Genomic DNA, 20,441 nt, shown 5'->3' on the forward strand with positions numbered 1-20,441 from the left:
CCGAGGATCCCCGGCAAGGGAATGAAACGATCATGGTTGGCGGTTCGGGACAGGAGAGTCCGCGACCACCGGAAGGCGCCCGCATGACCAGCTCGCATTCCCCCGTTCCTGCCTCCGACCCCGCCTGCGACCCTGCAACAACGCCTCCCGCCGCCGCTCCGCTGGCCGGCCGTGACGTCGTCATCGTCGGCGGCGGGTCGGGCATCGGCCTGGAGGTCGCGCGGCGCGCGGTCGCGGCCGGCGCGCGCGTCGTGCTCGGCGGGCGGAACGAGGACAAGCTCGCCGCGGCCGCGCAGTCGCTCGGGGACCGGGCGGGCTGGGGAGCGGTGGACACCACCGACAAGGAGTCCCTGGCCCGCTTCTTCGACGGCATCGAGCGGATCGACCACCTCTTCACCCCGGCCGCCTCCTACCGGGTGGGCCCCATGCTCGAGTTGAGCGACGGCGACGCCGAGAGCCCGTTCGTGTCGAAGTTCTGGGGTCAGTACCACGCCGTCAAGTACGCGGCGCCCAGGCTGACGGAGAACGCCTCCGTCGTACTGATGTCCGGCGCCGCGAGCGTACGCCCCCCGGCCGCGGCACCCGCCTACGTGGCCTGCAACGCGGCGATCGAGGGGCTCGGACGCGGGCTCGCCGTGGAGCTCGCGCCCGTGCGCGTCAACGTCGTCTCGCCCGGAACGGTCGACGGCAACCTGTGGGCGCAGCGCCCGGCGGAGGTGCGCGAGGCGAGCTTCGCGCAGTACGGCAGGGACAGCCTGCTGCACAGGCCCGGGACGGAGCGCGAGATCGCCGAGGCGGTGCTCTTCCTCTTCACGAACACCTTCATGACGGGCTCGGTGCTCTACCCGGACGGCGGGTACGCCCTGCGCTGACGCGAAGGGGCCCCGGGCCGTTCCCCGGCCCGGGGCCCCTTCGTTCCACCCGGTGCTACGCGCCGCTGCCGTACGGGCGGGTGAGCACCTCGAGGTAGTGACCGGACGGGTCGGGGAAGTAGACGCCCCGTCCGCCGTCGTGGTGATTGATCTCGTTGGGCCGGGTGCGGTACGGGTCGGCCCAGTACGGCACGCCTGCTTCCTTGATCCGGGCGAAGATGCCGTCGAAGGACTCCTCCGGGACCAGGAACGCGTAGTGCTGTGGGACGATCTCCGGCTGGTCGCTGGTGGCGAAGTCCAGCGTGACGCCGTTGCCCGTGACCACGGGGGCGAAGGGCCCCATGTCGGGCGCGACCTCAAGGCCCAGGATGTTCGCGAGGAACGCGGCGGACTCGCGCTTGTCCCGGGAGTGAACGATGGTGTGATTCAACTCGACTGACACGATGCAATGCCTCCACAGGCATCTCCCGGACACCGGCCGCGTTCCACCCGGATGGTGAAGGCGCCCCGATGCCCGGGATAGACCGTAATCGGCCGACCCGTGCGATGTCATCGGGCTTTGGACCTACTCCGGGAGACCCGCCCGCAGACCGGTCGGGCGTCCCGTGTCAGTGCCCGCGCGCGATCCACTCCGGCAGGGCCGGGGCCTCGCCGTCGACCGTCGTGCTCTCCCCGTGGCCCGTGCGCACCACCGTGTCCGGCGGCAGCGACAGCAGGCGCTTGCGGATCGAGTCGATGATGGTGGGGAAGTCCGAGAAGGACCGGCCCGTCGCGCCCGGCCCGCCGTGGAAGAGGGTGTCGCCGGTGAAGACCGTGCCCAGCGCCGGCGCGTACAGGCAGACGCCGCCGGGGCTGTGGCCGGGGGTGTGCAGCACCTTCAGCTCGACGCCCGCCACGGACAGCACCTGGCCGTCCGTCAGGTCCCCGTCGGGCGCGGTGTCCGGGTGGGTCTGGTCCCACAGCATCCGGTCGTCCGGGTGGAGCAGGACCGGAGCGCCCGTGCGCGCCGCGAGCTCCGGCGCCGCGTCGATGTGGTCGTTGTGCGCGTGGGTGCACAGGATCGCGACGAGCCGGCGGTCGCCGACCGCCCCTGCGATCGCCTCGGCGTCGTGGGCCGCGTCGATGACGACGGCCTCCCGGTCGTCGCCCACGATCCAGACGTTGTTGTCGACCTCCCAGACGCCGCCGTCCAGGGCGAACATGCCGGACGTGACGAGGTGTTCGATGCGGGCCATCACACGGTCCCCGGCGCGGCCGTCGGCGTCGCGTGGGACGAGGCCTCCGCCGTCGGCATCAGCACCACCGAGCGCAGCACCTCGCCCTTCTCCATCCGGTGGAACGCCTCCTCCACCCCGTCCAGCGCGATCGTCTCGCTGACGAACGCGTCGAGGTCGAGGCGGCCCTGCAGGTAGAGGTCGATCAGCATGGGGAAGTCGCGGGAGGGCAGGCAGTCGCCGTACCACGAGGACTTCAGGGCGCCGCCGCGCCCGAAGACGTCCAGCAGCGGCAGCTCCAGCTTCATCTCCGGCGTGGGCACGCCCACCAGCACCACGGTGCCGGCCAGGTCACGCGCGTAGAAGGCCTGGCGGTACGTCTCCGGGCGGCCGACCGCGTCGATGACGACGTCGGCGCCGAAGCCCCCGGTCAGCGACCGGATCGCCTCGACGGCGTCCACGGAGGTGGAGTTGACGGTGTGCGTGGCGCCCAGGGCCTTGGCCTGCTCCAGCTTGGCGTCGGAGAGGTCCACCGCGATGATCTTCGCGGCGCCGGCCAGCCGGGCCCCGGCGACCGCCGCGTTGCCCACGCCGCCGCAGCCGATGACCGCGACCGAGTCGCCCCGGCCCACCTGGCCGGTGTTGATGGCCGCGCCCAGGCCGGCCATCACGCCGCAGCCCAGCAGGCCGGCGGCCGCGGGCGCCGCGGCGGGGTCGACCTTGGTGCACTGCCCGGCGGCCACCAGCGTCTTCTCCGCGAACGCCCCGATGCCCAGCGCGGGCGAGAGCTCCGTGCCGTCCGTCAGCGTCATCCTCTGCTTGGCGTTGTGCGTGTTGAAGCAGTACCAGGGGCGGCCGCGCAGACACGCCCGGCACTGGCCGCAGACCGCGCGCCAGTTGAGGATCACGAAGTCGCCCGGAGCCACTTCGGTCACTCCGGCACCGACCGACTCGACCACACCGGCGGCCTCGTGGCCGAGGAGGAACGGGAATTCGTCGTTGATCCCGCCTTCCCGGTAGTGCAGGTCGGTGTGGCACACCCCGCACGCCTGGATCTTCACGACGGCCTCGCCCGGGCCCGGGTCCGGGACGAGGATCGTCTCGACCCGCACGGGATCGCCCTTGCCTCGTGCGATGACACCGCGTACTTCTTGCGCCATGGGGGTGCTGCCTTTCTCGGTGGTCGGATCTTGTGGTCGGACCGTCCCCCACTCTGCGCGGGAAACCGGACCGTGTCCAACATCCCTGACCGATCACATTCAGCAGTTCTCCTGATCAGTCAACAGTTCTCCTGATCAGTCATGGCCAGCAGCGCACGGGCGGCCGCGGTCGGCTTGCCCGCCGCCGGCACGGCCACGGCCACCTTCCACAGCGTCGGCCCCTCCAGCGGCACCGCACTGAGCCCGCGCGCCTGCTCCTTGACCGTCACCGGGCGCGGCACGACCGCCGCGCCCAGGCCGCGCGAGACGAGGTCGAGCAGCGTATAGACGTCGTTGACCTGCAGCGCGACCTTCCGGGCCACGCCCGCGTCGGCGAACGCGAGGTCGGCGGCCCGGCGGGCGCCCCAGTCCGGGTGGAGGTCCACGAACACCTCCCCGGCCAGCCGCGCCAGGGGGACCGGCCCGCTGAGGCCGGCCAGCGGGTGGTCCGCCCGGCACAGCAGCATCAGCGGCTCCTCCGCGACCGGCCGCAGCCGCACCCCCTCGTGGAAGCCGTCGTGCACGACGAACGCCACGTCGAGCTCGCCGCGCCGCACCTGCTCCAGCAGCCGGCCCGAGCCCGCCTGCTCCATGTGCACCTCCACCTGCGGGTGCAGCGCGTGGAAGGAGGCCAGCAGCGCGGCGGCGTCCACGGTGCCCATGCACTGCTCGGTCCCCACCGAGAGCGTGCCGCCCATCAGCCCCTGCACCGCCGCGACGGCCTCCCGGGCCGCCGCCGCGCACGCCAGCGTCCGCCGCGCTTCCACCAGCAGCGCCCGCCCGGCGTCCGTCAGTCCCACGCGCCGCGTCGTGCGCAGGAACAGCTCGGCGCCCAGCTCCCGTTCCAGGGCCCGCACCGAGGCCGACACCCCCGACTGCGCCACCCGCAGCCGTTCCGCCGCGTGCGTGAAGTGCTGCTCCTCCGCGACGGCGACGAAGTGTTCGAGGTGTCTGAGTTCCATGATTCAGCATCGTAAGTGCTGGATCACGGCCTCCCCGCGGGGCCCTTGCAGGCCGTGCCCCCGGCGCGTGCCTCCGGCAAGGCCGCTCTGGCCGATAGAGGGTTCTCCGATGCGGCACCTCGGCCATTCGAACGCCCCGTCACACCCGCCCCGACAGTACTTCCCGGCCAACTCCTGCACCTGCGGAACCAGTGCCTCCCAGCCCACACCTGCTCCGGAGGCCTCAGCGGCCTTCTCGCGCGTGGCCGGTCCTCTACCTGCGGTGCAGTCAGGACGCGAAGTGCCTGTCTACTCTCCCGGGCCATGCGCAGATCACTGTTCGGACGCCTCGGGCTGTCCGCCACTCTCGCCTCCGTCGTCGCCCTGCTGGGCCTGGCCCAGCCGGCCTCCGCCGCCGACACCCCTCCGATGACCGTCACCGTCGACAAGGCGTCCGCGACGCCCGGCTCCACGGTGAGCATCACCCTCAAGTTCACCAACGACCAGTCCACGAACACCCAGTTCGTGTACCAGTCCATACAGCCGACGTGGAGCACGTCGCAGGACCCCGCGCTGAAGTACGCGTTCGCCTCCTGCACCGGCGACGTGACCAGCTGCAACGTCACGGGCAAGCAGAGCGGCTCGATGAACTACGCCGTGCCGATCCTCCCCGGCGCCAGCCGCACCGTGACCCTGACCTACAACGTCGCCGCGGACTCGGCCTGCGGCCCGAGCCGCCGCATCGAGTTCTACACCTACCTGTACTACGAGTACCAGGGCGGCCAGGCCAAGAAGGACGGCGTCAACTCGGTCGGCACCGACATCGCCTGCAACACGTCGGGGACCCTCGGGAAGGCAGCCGGCGCCGGGCACTGAGCCACGCTGGACCCTCGCTGCACGAAGCCGTAGGTCCGGCCCGGCCAGGAGCGCGCCCTGGCCGGGCCCGGGCGGGGCGCCGGCATCCGGTCGCCCGCCGGCCCTCCGCCGCCGGCCGGTCCGCGTCAGTCCGCGGCCAGGTGCTCCGCGAAGAACGCCTCGATGCGCCGCCACGCGTCCGCGGCCGACGCCGGCTCCGGGCCGATGCCCATGACCGCGCGCATCACCGGCCGCATCAGGAGCGGCACGTTGTCGGCGTGGTTGAAGAACGAGTGCCCGGCATCCGGGTAGACCTCGACGTCGTGGGGGACGCCCGCACGCTCCAGCGCATTCCGGAGCGGGTCCGCGTAGCCCCGGAAAGCCCGGTCCTTCGCACCGTAACTGGCGATCACCGGGCACGCGCCCCGCATCGCCGTCTCCAGGTCGTCCGGCGGCCGCCCGTAGTTGGCCGAGGCCGCGTCGTACCCGCCCCGGCCCGCCAGGACGAGCGCGAAGCCGCCGCCCATGCAGAACCCGATGACGCCGACCTTGCCCGTACAGCCGGGGTCGGCCAGCAGCCGCTGCCGGGCGGCCTCGATGTCCCCGTACACCGGGCCGCGGCCGGACATCAGCGACCGCATCGCCGGCACCAGGCAGCGGTAGGGGGACCGGCCGCGGTAGAGATCGGGCATCAGCGCCAGGTAACCCGCCTCGGCCATCCGCTCGTTGAGCCGGCGGTTGACCGCATCGGCGCCCGCCGCTTCGAAGAGGACGACCACGCCCGGCCGGGGTTCCTCCCCCGGGGGCCGCGCGAGGTGGCCATGAAGCCCGGGGGCCCCGCCGTACCGGACGCTGAGCTCCGACAGATCAACGAGTTCGGCCATCCCGCGACGTTACGCCGGGGGCCCTCGCCTGCGCCACCGAATACCGCCGCATCCGCAGTGCACGGCCCCCCGTCACCCCGCCCACGACGGCCGGACCCACGCGGACGGCGAGTCCGGCGCGGGGCCGTCCCCCTCGGGCGCGGGGTCCGGCAGGTCCAGGGCCCGCGCGGCGAGCCCCTCACGCGCCCGGTCGCGAACCCGGCCGCCGGTGGTGACGGCCACCGTCCACAGGGGCTCCAGCCGCGCGCCGCGCCGCGACTTGGCCCGGGAGGTGCCGATGCCGAGGTGCACGGCACGGGCTCCCAGCTCGTGGGCGAGCCGGAGCGGTTCGTAGAACATCAGGCCGAAATAGCAGCCGCGCGTGCCGGGGCGGGACTCGTCGACGCCGATCAGCCGCACCCACAGCACGTCGCGGTAGTGGAAGACCAGGTGGCAGCCGACCGTGCGGCCCGCGAGCCGGGCCCGCACGACGTAGGCGCCGGGGAGCTCGGCGCAGCGGGCCAGATAGCGGGAGAAGCGCGAGCCGGGCCGGTCGTAGACGGAGCCGTACATGCGCTCGTGCAGCGCCAGCAGGTCGCCCGTGTCGTCGTCGGGGCCGGTCAGCGGGCGGGTGGAGAAGGCGACGCCCGCCATGGTGTACCGCCGCAGGTCGTCCTTCACCTGATTGCGGTGGGTCTTCTCCAGCCCGGCGAGGTAGCCGTCGAAGCCGGTGCCGGGAACGTCGAGCCAGGCGTCCCAGGCGATCAGGCCGGCCGGGTGGCCCGCCGTCTCGAAGGCCGCCGCCGGCCCGCTCGGCAGGTACGGCAGGAGGGCGGCCCCGGGCGCCGGCTCCCGCTCCCCGGGGGCCAGCAGGCCCTCGGCGACCTCGTCGGCCGGCAGCCGCTCCGGCCCGTAGCGCAGTTCGTTGAGGTAGCCCGTGCGGGGCCCGGCGACGACGCAGCGCTCGGCCGGGAGCCGCCCGTGGAGGAGGAAGCCCGGGTGGTAGCGCGCGGTCTGCACCGACGGGCCGTCGGTGAGCGGGGTCAGGGCCGCCGCGCGCTCCCGCGCGCACATCAGCAGCCAGCGGTAACGGTGGCCGTGCCCGTGCAGCAGCTCCAGCCAGGAGTCGCTGCTGTACAGGCCGCGCGCCGGGGCCAGGGGATGGCGCGCGGTCGCTTCCGGCAGTGATGCGTACGCGTACGAGCCGATCACTTGGTCCTTTCCGCCGCTGCGGTCACGGACACCCGGAGCGCCGGCCGTCGCCGCCCGTCGCTCCCGGTCGTCGAATATAGCGGGACTGCGCCGCCAAATGGGGCAAACGCGGACGGGAGACGGGAAGCGGCGGCTTTCCCTCCGAAGGGGTGAAGAGAGGGAAACGGAGGGCATCTCCGCCCGTCGGGAGGGGAAAGGTGAGGGACCGGGCCGGCCGTGACCGGCCGCGGCCGGCGGGTGGAGCCCGCCGCGCCGTGCGAGAAGGACGAAGGACTGGAATCACATGGCAACAGGCAAGGTGAAGTGGTTCAACGCGGACAAGGGCTTCGGCTTCATCCAGCAGGACGACGGCGGCCCCGACGTGTTCGTCCACTTCTCGGCCATCCAGACGCAGGGCTTCAAGGAACTGCACGAGGATGACCGCGTCTCCTACGACGTCACCCAGGGCCCCAAGGGGCCCCAGGCGGAGAACGTCGTCCGTGAGTGAGGGGCCGCGCCCCGGCCCTACCGGCCGTCTCCGGCGACCTTCAGCAGGACGCGTCCGAACGGGCGGTCCTCGATGAGGTGACGCTGCGCCCGGGCGGCCTCCTCCAGGGGGAACTCCCGGGCGACGACGGGGTCGAAGCGGCCCTCGGCCAGCCAGCCGGTCACCGTGCGACGTGCCGCGGCCGCCGTCGCGGGCGGGAACATGTCGAACATGTAGCCGTGGACCCGCGTGGTCCGCCAGATCAGGTCCGTCACGTCGACGGTGCCGCGCGTGCCTCCGGCGTAGCCCACGGAGACGTAGTTCCCGCCCCGGGACAGGCAGGCGAGGGCGTCGCCCAGCAGGGGCCCGGCGACGCCGTCGACGACCACGTCCACGCCCTTGCCGCCGGTCAGGCGCGCGACGCCCGCGCGCAGGGTCTCGCGGGAGAGGTCCACGACGTGGTCGAAGCCGGCCGCGCGGGCCTGCTCGGCCTTGGCTGTGCTGCCGGCCGTGGAGATCACCAGGGACGCCCCCAGCTCGGCGGCCACCTGGGCGGTGCCCATGCCCACCGCCCCGCCGATGCCCGGGGCGAGCACGCTCTGCCCCGGCCGGATCCGGGCCAGCTCGGTCAGGGCGAGGTAGGCGGTGACGTGCCCGGCGCCCGCCTGCAGCGCGGCCATCTGCCGGTCCGTCACCCCGTCGGGCACGGGCGACAGGGCGCCGGGGTGCTCCGCGACGTACTCGCGCCATGTGCCGTCCACGCTCAGGCCGCGGCCCTGCCCGGTGACGGCCACCCGGGCGCCCGCGGCCAGCCCCGACGTGCCCGGGTCGGCCACCACGCCGACGGCCGCTCCGCCGGGGACGATCGGCAGCGGCTTGTGCAGGTCCGGCGACATCCGCCCCGCGCGGACGGTGTCGTCCAGCGGGCTGACCGTGCCGTAGGTGATGCGGACCAGGGCCTGCCCCGGCTCCGGCTCGGGCACCGGCAGGTCGACCAGCCGGAGTTCGTCGTAGCCGCCGTGGTTGCCGTACTGGATCGCGCGCATGGGTCTCCCTGGTCCGTTCGTGTGCGGCCGGTGCTCCGGCCCTCAGCCGGCCCGGCCGGCCAGCGTGCCCCGCAGGACGTCGGCGATCGAGGTGCCGCCGAGGGCGCCGCGCACGGCCGCCTCGGCCCCGTCGTAGACCTCTTCCAGGGCCGGCCGGATGCCCGCGCCGATCGGGCACTTCTGGTTGGGCTCCGCCCGGTGGAGGGCGAACAAGGGCTCGGTCTCCACCGCCCGGTAGACGTCCAGCAGGGTGATGGCGTCCGCCTCGTGCAGCAGCCGCCAGCCCGCGCCGGCCCCGTGCAGGGCCTCCACCAGGCCGGCCCTGCGCAGCTCGCCCAGGCTCCGCCGGATGACCACCGGGTTGGTGTTGACGCTGTCGGCGATCTGATCCGACGTCACCACGTCCCGGCCGCGGCCCTTCACGAGTGCCATCCAGGTCAGCACGTGGACGGCCACGGTGAGCCTGCTGTTCGCGGCCATCGCATCCTCCTCGGTTCGTCGGGCGGTTCTCCGGGCGGCGGTGTAACTATTTCAGTTACGACACTGGGGTTGTCAAGATCTTCTTCCGCCGGCCCCGGCTGCGCGCCCGCCCCGGAGCCCGCGCCTCACCGCCCCGCGGCCACCGCCATCCGGCGCACCGCGTCGGTGAGCACCTCGGGCGAGGCGGCGAAGTTCAGCCGCACGTGGCCCGCCCCGCCGGTGCCGAAGGGGAGGCCGCTGCTCAGCGCGACCCGGCCGCGCTCCAGGAAGACGGCCGCAGGGTCGTCGCCCAGCCCGAGCGCCCGGCAGTCCAGCCACGCCAGGTACGTGCCCTCCGGGCGCAGGTACCGGACGTCCGGCAGGTACTGCTCCAGCAGTTCGCCCAGCAGCCGCCGGTTCCCGTCCAGCGCCGTCAGGACGGCGTCGAGCCAGTCGCCGCCGTCCCGCAGCACCGCGGTGTGCGCCACGACCCCGAAGTGGCTGGGGCCGTGGCCGACGATCTGGGGCAGCCGGGCCAGGTCGTCCGCCGCGGCCGGGCCCGCGACGGCCACGGCCGCCTTGAGGCCCGCCAGGTTCCAGGCCTTGGAGGCGGACAGCAGGCAGAAGGCGTCCTCCGCACCGGGCACCGACAGATACGGCACGTACTCCGCGCCGGGCAGCACCAGCGGGGCGTGGATCTCGTCGGCGACGACGCGTATCCCGTAGGCGTTCGCGAGCTCCGCCACCGCCGTCAGCTCGGCGCGGGTGTGCACCGTGCCGGTCGGGTTGTGCGGGTTGCACAGCAGGTACGCGGCACGCCGCCCGCCCGCCGTCGCCCGCCGGAACGCGGCCTCCAGGGCGCTCGTGCGCAGCCGCCCGTCCGCGCCCAGCGGCGCCTCGACCACGCGCCGGTCCTCGTGCTCCACGAACCCGAAGAACGGCGGGTACACGGGAGGGCTGACGACGACCGCGTCGCCCGGCCCGGTCACCAGCTTCAGCATCTCGACCGAGCCGCGCATCACGTCCGCGACGGTCGCCGTCCGCTCCGGCACCACGCCGTCCCAGCCCCAGCGCTTCCTGGCGAAGGAGTCCAGGGCCTCGGCGTACCCCGAACCGGAGGGGTATCCCGTGTCGCCCAGGGCGAGCGCACCGGTCAGGGCCCGCGTCACCGCGCCGGCCGGCATCGCATCCATCTCGGCCACCCACAGCGGCAGGACGTCCGGCGGATAGGTGCGCCACTTCGCGCTCGTACGGCGCCGCAGTTCACCGAGGGAGAGCCGGCGCAGGGGGTTGCCCTCCTCGCCGGGCGCGGGGGCACCGGATGCCGGGGCACCGGATGCGGGGACATCGGACGCGCGGGCTTCGGACACGCAGTCATCGGACATGCAGATCATTGTCCGAACGCGGGGGCGGGGCCGGTAGTGGGGCATTCGAGCCGGGCGCTCACACCTCCGCCGCCCCGCTCTCCTGCCGCCCCGCCGCCCAGCCACGGTGCGCCGGCTGCCGCCCCGCGGGCTGCGCCGGAGGGGGCGTGTCCGGGACGTGCGGCACCTTCCGGCTCACGATCGCGCCCTGCTTCAGCGTCATCGGCTCCCCGTAGTGCGTGACTTCCAGGGCGTCGCCGTCCACCAGCTCGTACGTCGCGGTCTGCCCGGTGATCTCGACGTGCAGCCGGCGCTGCAGCACCTGCACCGTGAACGCCAGCTGGCCCAGCTGCTCGGGGAGCCGCGGGGCGAAGCCGACCGACCCGTCACAGTGGCGCAGCCCGCCGAAGCCCGCGACCAGGGCGATCCACGTGCCCGCCAGCGAGGCGATGTGCAGGCCGTCGCGCGTGTTGCTCTCCAGGTCGGACAGGTCCATCATCGCGGCCTCGCCGAGGTAGTCGTACGCCAGCCGCAGCTGCCCCACCTCGGCCGCCATGACGGCCTGGACGCACGCGGACAGCGAGGAGTCGCGCACCGTGAGCGGCTCGTAGTAGGCGAAGTTGTTGGCCTTCTGCTCGTCGGTGAAGGCGTCCCCGCGCAGGTACATGGCCATGACCAGGTCCGCCTGCTTGATCACCTGCTTGCGGTAGATGTCGAAGTAGGGGAAGTGCAGCATCAGCGGGTACTGGTCGGGAGCGGTCCCGGCGAAGTCCCACGTCTGGTGGCCCGTGAAGCCGTTGGACTGCTCGTGGACGCCGAGCACCTCGTTGTACGGCAGGTTCATCCGCGCCGCCGCGTCCCGCCAGGCCGCCGTCTCCTCGTCGTCCACGCCGAAGCCCGCTGCGAGGTCCGGGTGGCGCTCGGCCGCGTCCGCCGCGGCCCGCAGGTTCTGCTGTGCCATCAGGTTCGTGTAGACGTTGTCGTCGGCGACGGCGCTGTACTCGTCCGGGCCCGTCACCCCGTCGATGTGGAACTGCCCCTGGTGGTCGTGGTGGCCCAGGGAGCGCCACAGCCGCGCCGTGTGGACCAGCAGCTCCAGGCCGACCTCCCGCTCGAAGGTGGTGTCGCCCGTGGCCAGCTGGTAGCGCACCACGGCGTCCGCGATGTCGGCGTTGACGTGGAACGCCGCCGTGCCCGCCGGCCAGTAGGCCGAGCACTCGTCGCCGTTGAGGGTCCGCCAGGGGAACGCCGCGCCGTTCAGCCCCAGCTGCTGGGCCCGGTTGAGCGCGGCCGGCAGGGTGGCGTGGCGCCACCGCAGCGGCTGCGCCGCCGCCAGGGGCGCGGTGCACGTGAGCACCGGCAGGACGAAGGTCTCGGTGTCCCAGAAGCTGTGGCCGTCGTAGCCCGGGCCCGTCAGCCCCTTCGCGGCGATGGCCCGGCACTCCGCGCGCGCCCCCGCCTGCAGCACGTGGAACAGGGCGAACCGCACGGCCTGCTGGATCTCGGCGTCGCCGTCGACCTCGACGTCCGCCCGCTCCCAGAACTCCTGCAGGTACTGCTCCTGCTCGGCGCACAGCCCCCGCCAGCCGGTGCTCGTGGCGCCCGCCAGGGCCGCGTCCACCTGGTCGCGCATCGCCGGCAGCGAGCGGGTGCTCGACCAGCCGTAGGCGACGGTCTTCTCCAGCCGCAGCCGCTGCCCCGGCCGCAGCACCGTGGTGACGGTGTACCGGCTGAGGTCGGCGCTGCTCTTGGAGTACGACTTCGTCTCCTCGGGGCCGTCCACGGCGTGCACGGCGGCCGTCGCGACCCGCAGCCCGCTGCGCTGGGTCCGGTGCACCAGGCGCAGCACGCCCTCCTCGGCCGAGTGCTCCTCCGGGACGAGCGGCGACTCCAGCACCGCCGCCACCCGGGGGTCCCCGCCGACGCGGGGCAGCTGCTCGTTGGCCACCAGCTCCGACTGCAGGACGATCCGCGCCTCGCCGTCGACCGGCTCGACCTCGTAGGCGACGGCCGCGACCGCCCGCTGGGTGAAGGACACCAGCCGCGTCGAGCGCACCCGCACCGTCCGGCCGGAGGGCGACGTCCATTCCACGGTGCGGTGCAGCAGACCGGTGCGGAAGTCCAGCACCCGCTCGTGGTGCAGGAGCCGGCCGTAGCGCAGGTCGAAGGGCTCGTCGTCGACGAGCAGCCGGACCACCTTGCCGTTGGTGACGTCGATGACCGTCTGCCCCGACTCCGGATAGCCGTAACCGGCCTCCGCGTACGGCAGCGGGCGCAGCTCGTACACGCCGTTCAGATACGAGCCCGGCAGGCCGTGCGGCTCGCCCTCGTCCAGATTGCCGCGCCAGCCGATGTGGCCGTTGGCCAGGGCGAAGACGGACTCGCTCTGCGGCAGCACCTCCAGGTTCAGCTCGGTCTCGCGCAGGCACCACGGCTCGACGGCATAGGCCGGATGGGTGATCACGTGTGCTCGCCCGCCTCTCCCAGCAGCTGCTCCAGGTCCTGGACGACCACGTCCGCGCCGTGGCTGCGCAGGGCCTCGGCCTGGCCCACGCGGTCGACGCCGACGACGTAGCCGAAGTCGCCCGCCCGGCCCGCCTCCATGCCCGCCAGCGCGTCCTCGTAGACGGCCGCCTGGGCCGGGGACACCCCGAGCTCCCGCGCCGCCTCCAGGAACGTGTCCGGGCGGGGCTTGCCGGGCAGCTTCCGCTCGGCGGCGACCACCCCGTCGATCCGCACCTCGAACAGGTCGTCGATGCCCGCCGCCACGAGCACGTCGTGGCAATTGGCGCTGGAGGAGACGACGGCCCGCCGCAGGCCGGCCGCGCGGGCGGCGTGCACGTAGCGCACCGAGCCCTCGAAGGCCTCCACGCCCATCTCCTTGATCTTCTCGAGGACGATCGCGTTCTTCCTGGTCCCGAGGCCCTGGACGGTGTCCCGCTCCGGCGGGTCGTCCGGACCTCCTTCGGGCAGGCGGATACCCCGCGACGCGAGGAAGGAACGCACGCCGTCGGCCCGGGGCATGCCGTCCACGTACCGGTCGTAGTCCTCCACCGCGTCGAACGGGCGGAAGCCCTCCCCGTCCCGCGCTTCGAGGAACGCGTCGAACATCTCCTTCCAGGCGGCCGCGTGCACGGTCGCCGTCCGGGTGAGCACCCCGTCCAGGTCGAACAGACAGGCACGGATGGACTCGGGAAGGCCGAGGCTCGTCATGCGGCCATGATGCCCCGTCGGCCGGGCGCGCGCCCGGCGCATACACTCGCTTGCGCCCGTCGCCCAGCAGCCGCTCCCGTCCACCCGAAGGCCGTGTACGCCCGGGCGGGCTGGTGCGGAGTGCTCCGTTCAGACCCGTAAAGTGATCAAATGACCCATCCTGTTGATGCTGTCGATGCCGCCGCGGTCGCCCTGGGCGAGCGCGTCTGGATCCCCCACGACGAGGAGCTGGCCCTCGGCCGGGCCTTCCTCGCCCACCGCGACGCGGTCGAGCCGCGCCTGCTGCCGGACATGCCCCGCAGCACCGACCCGCAGGGGTGGATCACCCAGCACGTGCTGTGGCTCGAGGACGTCGCGGCCCTCGCCGAGAACGTCCGCAACCAGTGGTACGCCCACCTGCCGACCAGTCACATGACGGCGCTGATCTCCGCCTACGCCGAGCACGCCCGCGCCGTGGCACCGCTCGCCGCGCACCTGCGCGAGGCGTGGGCGTCGGAGTCGCCCGCGCCGCGCACGCAGGAGCAGGTCGCATGGTGGGAGGAATGGCACCTCCCGCCCGCCCAGCGACAGCAGCTCGACGCACTGACCCACCGTCTGATCGTCATCGGCTCGGTGGTCGTCGCGGCGGTCACGGGGGCTTGGAACGAGGCTCCGGCCGAGGGCGCCTGAGGTTCGGCGGGGCGGAGGCTCGGCGCCCGGTGCCTCGTCCGTCTCGGCACCGGCAGTACCGGAGCCGCCGCCTCGCCACTCGCGGCGGCGGAACTCGATCACGCCCCGCGGTCCGTAATCCCACCGTCAGCGCGCACCTGCCGGCTGGATGACGATCCCAGGGGGTTTGGTGGTCGTAGGCGGTCAGGGCGCGCATGATCGGCCGGCCGGTGTGGTCGTTGTGCCGGATCGCGGCGGTGAGCGCGAGAATGCGCTGCAGGGCGCGGACGCATGCGGAGGCCCCGCCGGCGCGTCGGGAGGCGCACGGGCGGGGCTGTTCCTGCTGGTTCGCTATGAGGTCACGCTGACGGGTACGACGTTGCCCGGCGAGTCCAGCCAGACCCGTTCGCCGTCGCCGTCCACGGTCAGTCCGAAGCGGTTGAACCCCGGCCGTCCCTGGTCGGCCCACCAGCGGTACGCGGCCTCCACCTCGTCCCAGAGTCGCCGGGGTCCTGACTGGTAGACCTCGAACTCTCCCCGACCCTGCTCGTAGTCGGCCGTGGCCCACGACGTGACCGCCGTGTCCCGGAGCCACAGCGTGTACGACCCGTCCGGGTAGGACTCCATCCACGGGAACGCGCCGGGGACCTGCACCCCGATGGCGAACATGACGGCCCAGTCTCCAACGTCTTCCGGGGAAAGAGCGGTCGTGCTGCGAACGCCATCCGCCGGCCACTGCCGACCCTTGAGGTATTCGCGGACGTGCTCCCGCCGCGTGCGCTGATCACGCAGACGCATGAACGCAGACGAGCCGACGAACCGCCCCGAAGCCGAACCGTCGTCGGCGACTTCGAGGCGAACCACTGCCTCTCCGCCGTACGTCGGCCCCCACGGCGCGACGATGAGACCGCCTGGTTTCGTCTGCGTGATCCATTGGTGGGGGACACTGCCGATGGAGCATGTGGCAATGACGCGGTCGTACGGGGCCTCACTGGCGTAGCCCTGCGCTCCGTCCCCGATGACCGACACCGGCTTGTATCCGTTCGCCTCAAGACGGCTGCGCGCCTTGAATGCGCTGTCCGCGTCCACCTCCACGGTGACGACGTTCTCCGCGCCGATCCGGTGAGACAGCAGCGCGGCGTTCCAGCCGGTACCGGTGCCGATCTCCAACACCCTCTGGCCCTGCTCGACGCTCAGTGCATCCAGCATCGAAAAGACCATGGTGGGCATGGAATTGGAGCTCGACGGGGTCTTGCCCCTGCCGGGGCCGGTGTACGTTCCGTCGTCCCATTGAGTCGTGATCGGCGCGTCACGGTAAACGGCCTGCCACCATGCTTCAGGTTCCTCGCGGCGGATCACGCGGTCACTCTGCCGATTCATCCCAGCACGACCGGGCCAGATCACATCAGGCACAAACAGGTGACGGGGCACTGCCTCGAAGGCAGGCAACCAATCGCTTTTGAGCGCTCCGGCTTCCATGAGCGCGGAGGCGAGCCCCTGTGGACCCGCCTCCTCCATGCTGTGCGCGTTCAAGCTACTTACCGTCCGCCGGGTCCTTGCCATCGTTCGTGTTGCCGCCCTCGTCGGAACCGCCCCCGCCGTGCTTGTTGCCGCTGTTGCTGTCGTCCTGCGGGTTACCTTCGTCAAGCATCGTCAACCACCAAGCCATGACGCTGACTCCATAGACGCAGTGTGCCGGTACGGAGACCATCCCCGTACCGCCGTGCGTTGGTACAGCCGCCCGGTCGCCTCACCGCATCGGGCGGTGTCCGTCACTTGAATGACCGGACGGGGGCTGGTGCCTGCCCCTGTGCCGGTACGGCGGGGCTTCCCTCAGGTCAGCAGCCAGGGCGATGCACTCACGGCCGTCCTCCGGCGCGCCCTGTCAGCGTCAGTACGCCTCACGTTGCGCTGCATGGGGCACCCTGCTCCGGTCTGCGGGTTGATGACCACGCTGACTCCCTGAGTCCGTTGAGTAGGTCTGAACGACGGTAGGACTCAGGGATGTTGAGCGTCACGAGCGTTTCGTAGCAGCTTGCCACCCCGGTGTTGGCGACCCATACGCAGGGCAGCAGAGGCCCGCTCGGCAGGAGCCCAACTACTGCGGAACGCGGCAGTCAGGCCGTGACCCCCAGCAGTGACATCATCCGACGCATTTCGCCGGTGAGGGTCCTCTTGCGCTTCCTGGCGATGCGTTCCATTACATCCGTGGCGGTCCGCTGATGCCGAAGCCATTCGCCGTTCACGTACTCAATGGCCGTCAACCGCTCCATCGCGTTCTCATGATCTCCGATTTTCGAATAAGCGGTTGCTACGGTCAGGCGGTGCCGGTTCCATTCTTTGTCGGTTTCAGGGACTCCGGTGGCCTTCATCGACCTGTCAGACAGCGGCGCCTGTCCTGTCGATTCCTCGATCACGCGGTACGGGTCACCACCTTCTTTGATCAGCTCGTCTTCAAGCCCCTTCATCGTGGCAACCTTGAGGTCGAATCGGCCGTACCGGTGTCGCGCATCAGCGGACTTTGTTCCGAGCGCAGATGCGGCAGAGGCGGCAATGCGTCGGGCGTCTGTCGCGTGATCTTCTCGGTTGTTCCGCACGGCTGCGGCTGCGGCTTGGAGTGCCAACCAGCCCCAGACTGCCAGATGTTCGGGAGTAGCCTTCGAAATGCGGGGCTCGATATGGTCTGCTGTTTCGACGGCCAAGTTTTCCGCGTCATCGAAGCGACCTTGTCGTAGCAGCAGCCACGACATGATGACGATTGCGTACGCTGCCGTGTTCGTATCGTTTACCTCTTGTGCGTCACGGATGGATCCGGACAGGGCGTGGTAGGCAAGGTCGTATTGCCGAACCTGCGTCAGGTATCGGCCACCTAGCAAGTAGGCTTCGGCGCGCACTGAAAGCGCCTTATCGTGTTCGCTACCGTGATCATAGTAGGACACGGCCGAATTAGAATCACTGATGATCTGAGGCAGTGTGGTTGCCACAGATCCAAACTTGTCCGAGTCGTAGGCTGCAGACCCTCGTCGTACCACATCAAGGAGGGCCGGTAGACCCGGCTCTTGCTCGGGAGTGTCCATCACTGGGGCTGCGAAGCCGATAGCGGGGGTGAGAGCATTTCGCAGTTCAACGAGGCCGACCTTTGTCGGGTCCTCTTCTCGGACGGGAGCGGGAGTGTCGGACGCCATCAACTGTGACGTCTTCACATGCAAGGCGCGGGCGAGCAGATGCAGAGTCTCGATGCGGACGTTTCCGCCCTGCTCCAGTTTGGCCACTGTGGACGGCGCGACTCCAGCGGCAAGGGCCAAGGCCTCCTGAGTGAGTCCCGCTGTGCGCCGGTGCTTCTTGACGTTCTCCCCGAGTTCCTTCGACATACTCCCCTGCCTGGAGCCGTGGTTGATGCCTTGCCGCCACGGTACGCCCGACGCGGGGAGGTCGAGCAGCGAAGAGTCACCCGTCTCTCGGTAAGCGCAGGTCGAAGGTGCCTGGAACCAGCGAAGGCCCCACGCGCGCCGCCCTGTCGGGTGACGAGCGTGGGGGCTCTGTGGTGCTGCAGGTCAGTCCCACGCGTCCGAGTCGCTGAGTGCGATCCGTCGTGGGCGGAGTGACGGGGGCGCAGGCGGGCAGGGCTGATCGCCGCTCGGCACCGCCGGTCCGCCGCGTGGGCGTTGCTCGCCGTCGCGGCGGGGTTCAGGGCGCGGGGCACCCGGGTCCGCCGCAACGGCGCGTCGTCCCCGTCGCGTCAGCGGGCGAGCAGGGCGCCCTCCAAGCCCTCCGGAAGCGTGCCCGTGTGCACGATCCCCAGGTGCTGCGTCGCCCGGGTAAGGGCCACGTACAGGTCGCTCAGGCCGAATTCCGCCGGTTCCGCCACGATGACCGCGTCGAACTCCAGGCCCTTTGCCTGCCGCGGATCCAGGAGGACCACCGGCCGCGTCAGGTCCGGGGACGGACCGTGGGCGGCGTCCGGGAGGGCCGTGGCGAGCGCCGCGTGGTGCGGGCGCGGTGCGATGACCGCCAGGCGGCCCTCGTGCGGGAGCTCCTCGGCGACGGCCTCGGCGACCGCGCGCGGCAGGTCGCCGGTGTGCAGCGCCCAGGGGCGCACGTCCGTGGAGCGGATCGAGCGCGGGGGTTCGAAGGACGGGTCGGCCGACCGCAGGACGCCCGCCGCGACCTCCATGACCTCGGCCGGCGTCCGGTAGTTGACGCCGAGCCGCACGTGCTCCCAGCGGTCCCCGACGTACGGTTCGAGGACCGTCCGCCACGCGCCGCAGCCGCCCGGCTCGGACGTCTGCGCGGGGTCGCCGACCAGGGTCATCGAGCGGGTGGGGCACCGCCGCATCAGCAGCCGCCAGGCCATCGGGGACAGCTCCTGCGCCTCGTCCACGATGATGTGGCCGAAGGCCCACGTGCGGTCGGCGGCGGCGCGCTCGGCGGCGCTGCGGTGGTCCTCCTCCTCGTGCCGCTCGGCGAGCCGCTCCGCGTCGACGAGGTCGTGCGCGGCCAGCACCTCGGAGTCCTCGTCCTCCCGGTCCTCGAACTCCTGGGTGCGGGAGCCGTAGGACATGTCGAGCACCCCCTGGGCGTAGGCGACCTGCCGCTGCCGCTCGGCCTCGGCGGCGGCGCGGGCGGCCGAGTCGTCCTCGCCGAGCAGCTCGGCGGCCTCGTCCAGCAGCGGGACGTCGGCGGGCGTCCAGGCGCCGCCCTCGCGCCGGACGGCCGCGGCATCGGCCTCGGGGAGGTGGACGGGGTCGGCGAGGTAGTCCGCGATCAGCTCCTGGGGCGTGAGGGCGGGCCACAGCTCCTCGATGGCCGCGTGCACCGCAGGGCTGGCGGCGATGGCCTTCCCGAGCTGGGCGATGTCGTCGGGGCCCAGGAAGTTCGGCCCGCCGAAGGGGTCCGCGCCTATGCGGTCGGCGAGCTGCCGGGTGAGTGCGTCGATGACGTGGAAGGCGAAGTAGGGGCGGGCGAGGTTGTGCGGCAGGTTCGTGGCGCGCGCGTGGTGCCGCGCGTCGGAGGCGATGTCCGCGTCCAGGTGCAGTTCGCCGTCCTCGTGGTCGATGACGGTCACGGGGCCGGGGAGGGTCTGCCGGTCGCGGACGTAGGCGGCCAGGGCGCCGGCCATCGCCGCGCCGCCCTTGACCTCGGCGGCCCGCGGCGTGTCGGTGCCGGTCGCGGTCACGCCGGGGAAGAGCTCGCCGGGGGTGGCGAGCAGCACGCCCGTCTCGCCGAGCGAGGGCAGCACCTCCCCGATGTAGCCGAGGAAGGCGGGGTTGGGGCCGACGATGAGCACGGCGCGCCGGGCCAGCTGCTCGCGGTGGGCGTAGAGCAGGAAGGCGGCGCGGTGCAGGGCGACGACCGTCTTGCCGGTGCCGGGCCCGCCCTCGACGACGAGGACGCCGCGGTGCGGGGCGCGGATGATGCGGTCCTGCTCGGCCTGGATGGTCTGCACGATGTCGTGCATCCGGCCGGTGCGCGCCGCGTCGAGGGCGGAGAGCAGCACGGCGTCGGCGTCGGAGCCCTCGTGCCCGGTGCGCTCGGTGTCGGCGAGGTCGAGGATCTCGTCGTGCAGGGCGGTGACGCGGCGGCCCTCGGTGGTGATGTGCCGCCGGCGGCGCAGCCCCATGGGGGTGTGCCCGGTGGCGAGGTAGAACGGGCGGGCGACCTCGGCGCGCCAGTCGATGACGAGCGGGGTGCGCTCGGCGTCGTCGCGCCGGATGCCGATGCGGCCGATGTGGTGGTCGCGGCCGTCCCGGAAGGCGAGCCGGCCGAAGCACAGGCCCCGCTCGCCGGCGTTGAAGGCGGAGAGGAGCCCGGACTGCTCGGCCACCATGACATCGCGCTCCAGCCGGGCCTGGAAGGTGCTGCCGCCCTGCGCGAGGGCCTGCTCCACCGCCGTCTCGGCTCCGGCGCGCAGCTCGGCCAGGCGTTCGTGGAGCAGATCGATGAATTCTTGCTCGTTGCGCATGTCCGCGATTGACAATTCAGCTCCCACCGGGATACGATGACTTCATAAGGCTTCCCCTGCCCTGGTTCACGCAAGGCAGGGAAATATTCAATATACGCAGAGAAATCCCCCGTCCGTCAATACGGCC

The 20,441-nt window shown here is 72.1% G+C and carries 18 protein-coding genes and 1 pseudogene; 4 read left to right on the plus strand and 15 right to left on the minus strand.

Features of this window, described 5'->3' with window-relative positions; translation table 11 throughout:
- Positions 1-83: 83 nt before the first annotated feature.
- Positions 84-872, plus strand: coding sequence for an SDR family oxidoreductase (locus AS857_RS03770; RefSeq protein ID WP_079110041.1), 789 nt, complete (start codon positions 84-86; stop codon positions 870-872).
- Between the two features lie 55 nt (positions 873-927).
- Here the strand turns inward: AS857_RS03770 and AS857_RS03775 are convergent, their stop codons facing one another.
- From AS857_RS03775 to AS857_RS03790, 4 genes are all read right to left on the minus strand, one after another.
- Positions 928-1,314 carry a VOC family protein gene (locus tag AS857_RS03775; RefSeq protein WP_058041654.1) on the minus strand — a complete coding sequence of 129 codons (387 nt, stop codon included), beginning with the start codon at positions 1,312-1,314 and terminating at the stop codon, positions 928-930.
- 166 nt (positions 1,315-1,480) lie between these two features.
- Positions 1,481-2,110, minus strand: a complete 630-nt coding sequence (locus AS857_RS03780; RefSeq protein WP_058041655.1) for an MBL fold metallo-hydrolase — start codon at positions 2,108-2,110, stop codon at positions 1,481-1,483.
- Positions 2,107-3,246 carry an S-(hydroxymethyl)mycothiol dehydrogenase gene (locus tag AS857_RS03785; RefSeq protein ID WP_058041656.1) on the minus strand — a complete coding sequence of 380 codons (1,140 nt, stop codon included), beginning with the start codon at positions 3,244-3,246 and terminating at the stop codon, positions 2,107-2,109. Before AS857_RS03785 ends, AS857_RS03780 begins: the two co-directional genes overlap by 4 nt.
- Before the next feature lie 119 nt (positions 3,247-3,365).
- Positions 3,366-4,247: a LysR family transcriptional regulator gene (locus tag AS857_RS03790; protein WP_058041657.1), complete on the minus strand. Its 882-nt coding sequence runs from the start codon at positions 4,245-4,247 to the stop codon at positions 3,366-3,368.
- 303 nt (positions 4,248-4,550) lie between these two features.
- Between AS857_RS03790 and AS857_RS03795 the strand changes: the two genes are divergently transcribed.
- Complete coding sequence (locus tag AS857_RS03795; protein WP_058041658.1) at positions 4,551-5,102, plus strand: cupredoxin domain-containing protein; 552 nt, start codon at positions 4,551-4,553, stop codon at positions 5,100-5,102.
- A 125-nt stretch (positions 5,103-5,227) separates the two neighbouring features.
- Here the strand turns inward: AS857_RS03795 and AS857_RS03800 are convergent, their stop codons facing one another.
- On the minus strand, positions 5,228-5,965 hold the full coding sequence (locus AS857_RS03800; protein ID WP_058041659.1) for a dienelactone hydrolase family protein: 738 nt from the start codon (positions 5,963-5,965) through the stop codon (positions 5,228-5,230).
- Between the two features lie 72 nt (positions 5,966-6,037).
- Positions 6,038-7,156 (minus strand): GNAT family N-acetyltransferase, encoded by a 1,119-nt coding sequence (locus tag AS857_RS03805; protein ID WP_058041660.1) that lies wholly within the window; start codon positions 7,154-7,156, stop codon positions 6,038-6,040.
- Between the two features lie 283 nt (positions 7,157-7,439).
- Between AS857_RS03805 and AS857_RS03810 the strand changes: the two genes are divergently transcribed.
- A complete protein-coding gene (locus AS857_RS03810; RefSeq protein WP_058041661.1) occupies positions 7,440-7,643 on the plus strand; it encodes a cold-shock protein in 204 nt (67 codons plus the stop codon).
- Between the two features lie 17 nt (positions 7,644-7,660).
- Here the strand turns inward: AS857_RS03810 and AS857_RS03815 are convergent, their stop codons facing one another.
- The 5 genes from AS857_RS03815 to AS857_RS03835 all read right to left on the minus strand — a co-directional run bounded on the left by AS857_RS03815 (position 7,661) and on the right by AS857_RS03835 (position 13,704).
- Entirely contained in the window at positions 7,661-8,668 is a 1,008-nt protein-coding gene (locus tag AS857_RS03815; RefSeq protein ID WP_058041662.1) for a quinone oxidoreductase family protein, read from the minus strand.
- 42 nt (positions 8,669-8,710) lie between these two features.
- Positions 8,711-9,148 carry an Rrf2 family transcriptional regulator gene (locus tag AS857_RS03820; RefSeq protein WP_058041663.1) on the minus strand — a complete coding sequence of 146 codons (438 nt, stop codon included), beginning with the start codon at positions 9,146-9,148 and terminating at the stop codon, positions 8,711-8,713.
- A gap of 125 nt (positions 9,149-9,273) precedes the next feature.
- Complete coding sequence (locus AS857_RS03825) at positions 9,274-10,512, minus strand: MalY/PatB family protein (protein WP_079110043.1); 1,239 nt, start codon at positions 10,510-10,512, stop codon at positions 9,274-9,276.
- A 58-nt stretch (positions 10,513-10,570) separates the two neighbouring features.
- Complete coding sequence (locus AS857_RS03830) at positions 10,571-12,955, minus strand: glycoside hydrolase family 65 protein (protein WP_058041664.1); 2,385 nt, start codon at positions 12,953-12,955, stop codon at positions 10,571-10,573.
- Complete coding sequence (locus AS857_RS03835; RefSeq protein ID WP_058041665.1) at positions 12,952-13,704, minus strand: HAD family hydrolase; 753 nt, start codon at positions 13,702-13,704, stop codon at positions 12,952-12,954. The genes AS857_RS03830 and AS857_RS03835 overlap by 4 nt, the downstream gene beginning before the upstream one ends.
- Positions 13,705-13,854: 150 nt before the next feature.
- On the opposite strand from AS857_RS03835, the gene AS857_RS03840 reads away from it, so the two are divergent.
- Positions 13,855-14,373: a hypothetical protein gene (locus AS857_RS03840; protein ID WP_058041666.1), complete on the plus strand. Its 519-nt coding sequence runs from the start codon at positions 13,855-13,857 to the stop codon at positions 14,371-14,373.
- Positions 14,374-14,542: 169 nt separating this feature from the next.
- On the opposite strand, the pseudogene AS857_RS40965 reads toward AS857_RS03840, so the two are convergent.
- The 4 genes and pseudogenes from AS857_RS40965 to AS857_RS03855 form a co-directional block, all read right to left on the minus strand.
- Positions 14,543-14,641, minus strand: a pseudogene (locus AS857_RS40965) (IS982 family transposase); the annotation flags it as partial.
- 62 nt (positions 14,642-14,703) lie between these two features.
- Positions 14,704-15,870 carry a methyltransferase domain-containing protein gene (locus AS857_RS03845; protein WP_173864723.1) on the minus strand — a complete coding sequence of 389 codons (1,167 nt, stop codon included), beginning with the start codon at positions 15,868-15,870 and terminating at the stop codon, positions 14,704-14,706.
- A gap of 599 nt (positions 15,871-16,469) precedes the next feature.
- Positions 16,470-17,723: a helix-turn-helix domain-containing protein gene (locus AS857_RS03850; RefSeq protein ID WP_058041667.1), complete on the minus strand. Its 1,254-nt coding sequence runs from the start codon at positions 17,721-17,723 to the stop codon at positions 16,470-16,472.
- A gap of 368 nt (positions 17,724-18,091) precedes the next feature.
- Complete coding sequence (locus AS857_RS03855) at positions 18,092-20,314, minus strand: HelD family protein (RefSeq protein WP_058041668.1); 2,223 nt, start codon at positions 20,312-20,314, stop codon at positions 18,092-18,094.
- Positions 20,315-20,441: the final 127 nt, after the last annotated feature.

Origin of the sequence: Streptomyces roseifaciens (assembly GCF_001445655.1) — a bacterium.
In the GTDB taxonomy this organism is placed as follows: Bacteria; Actinomycetota; Actinomycetes; order Streptomycetales; family Streptomycetaceae; genus Streptomyces; species Streptomyces aureoversilis.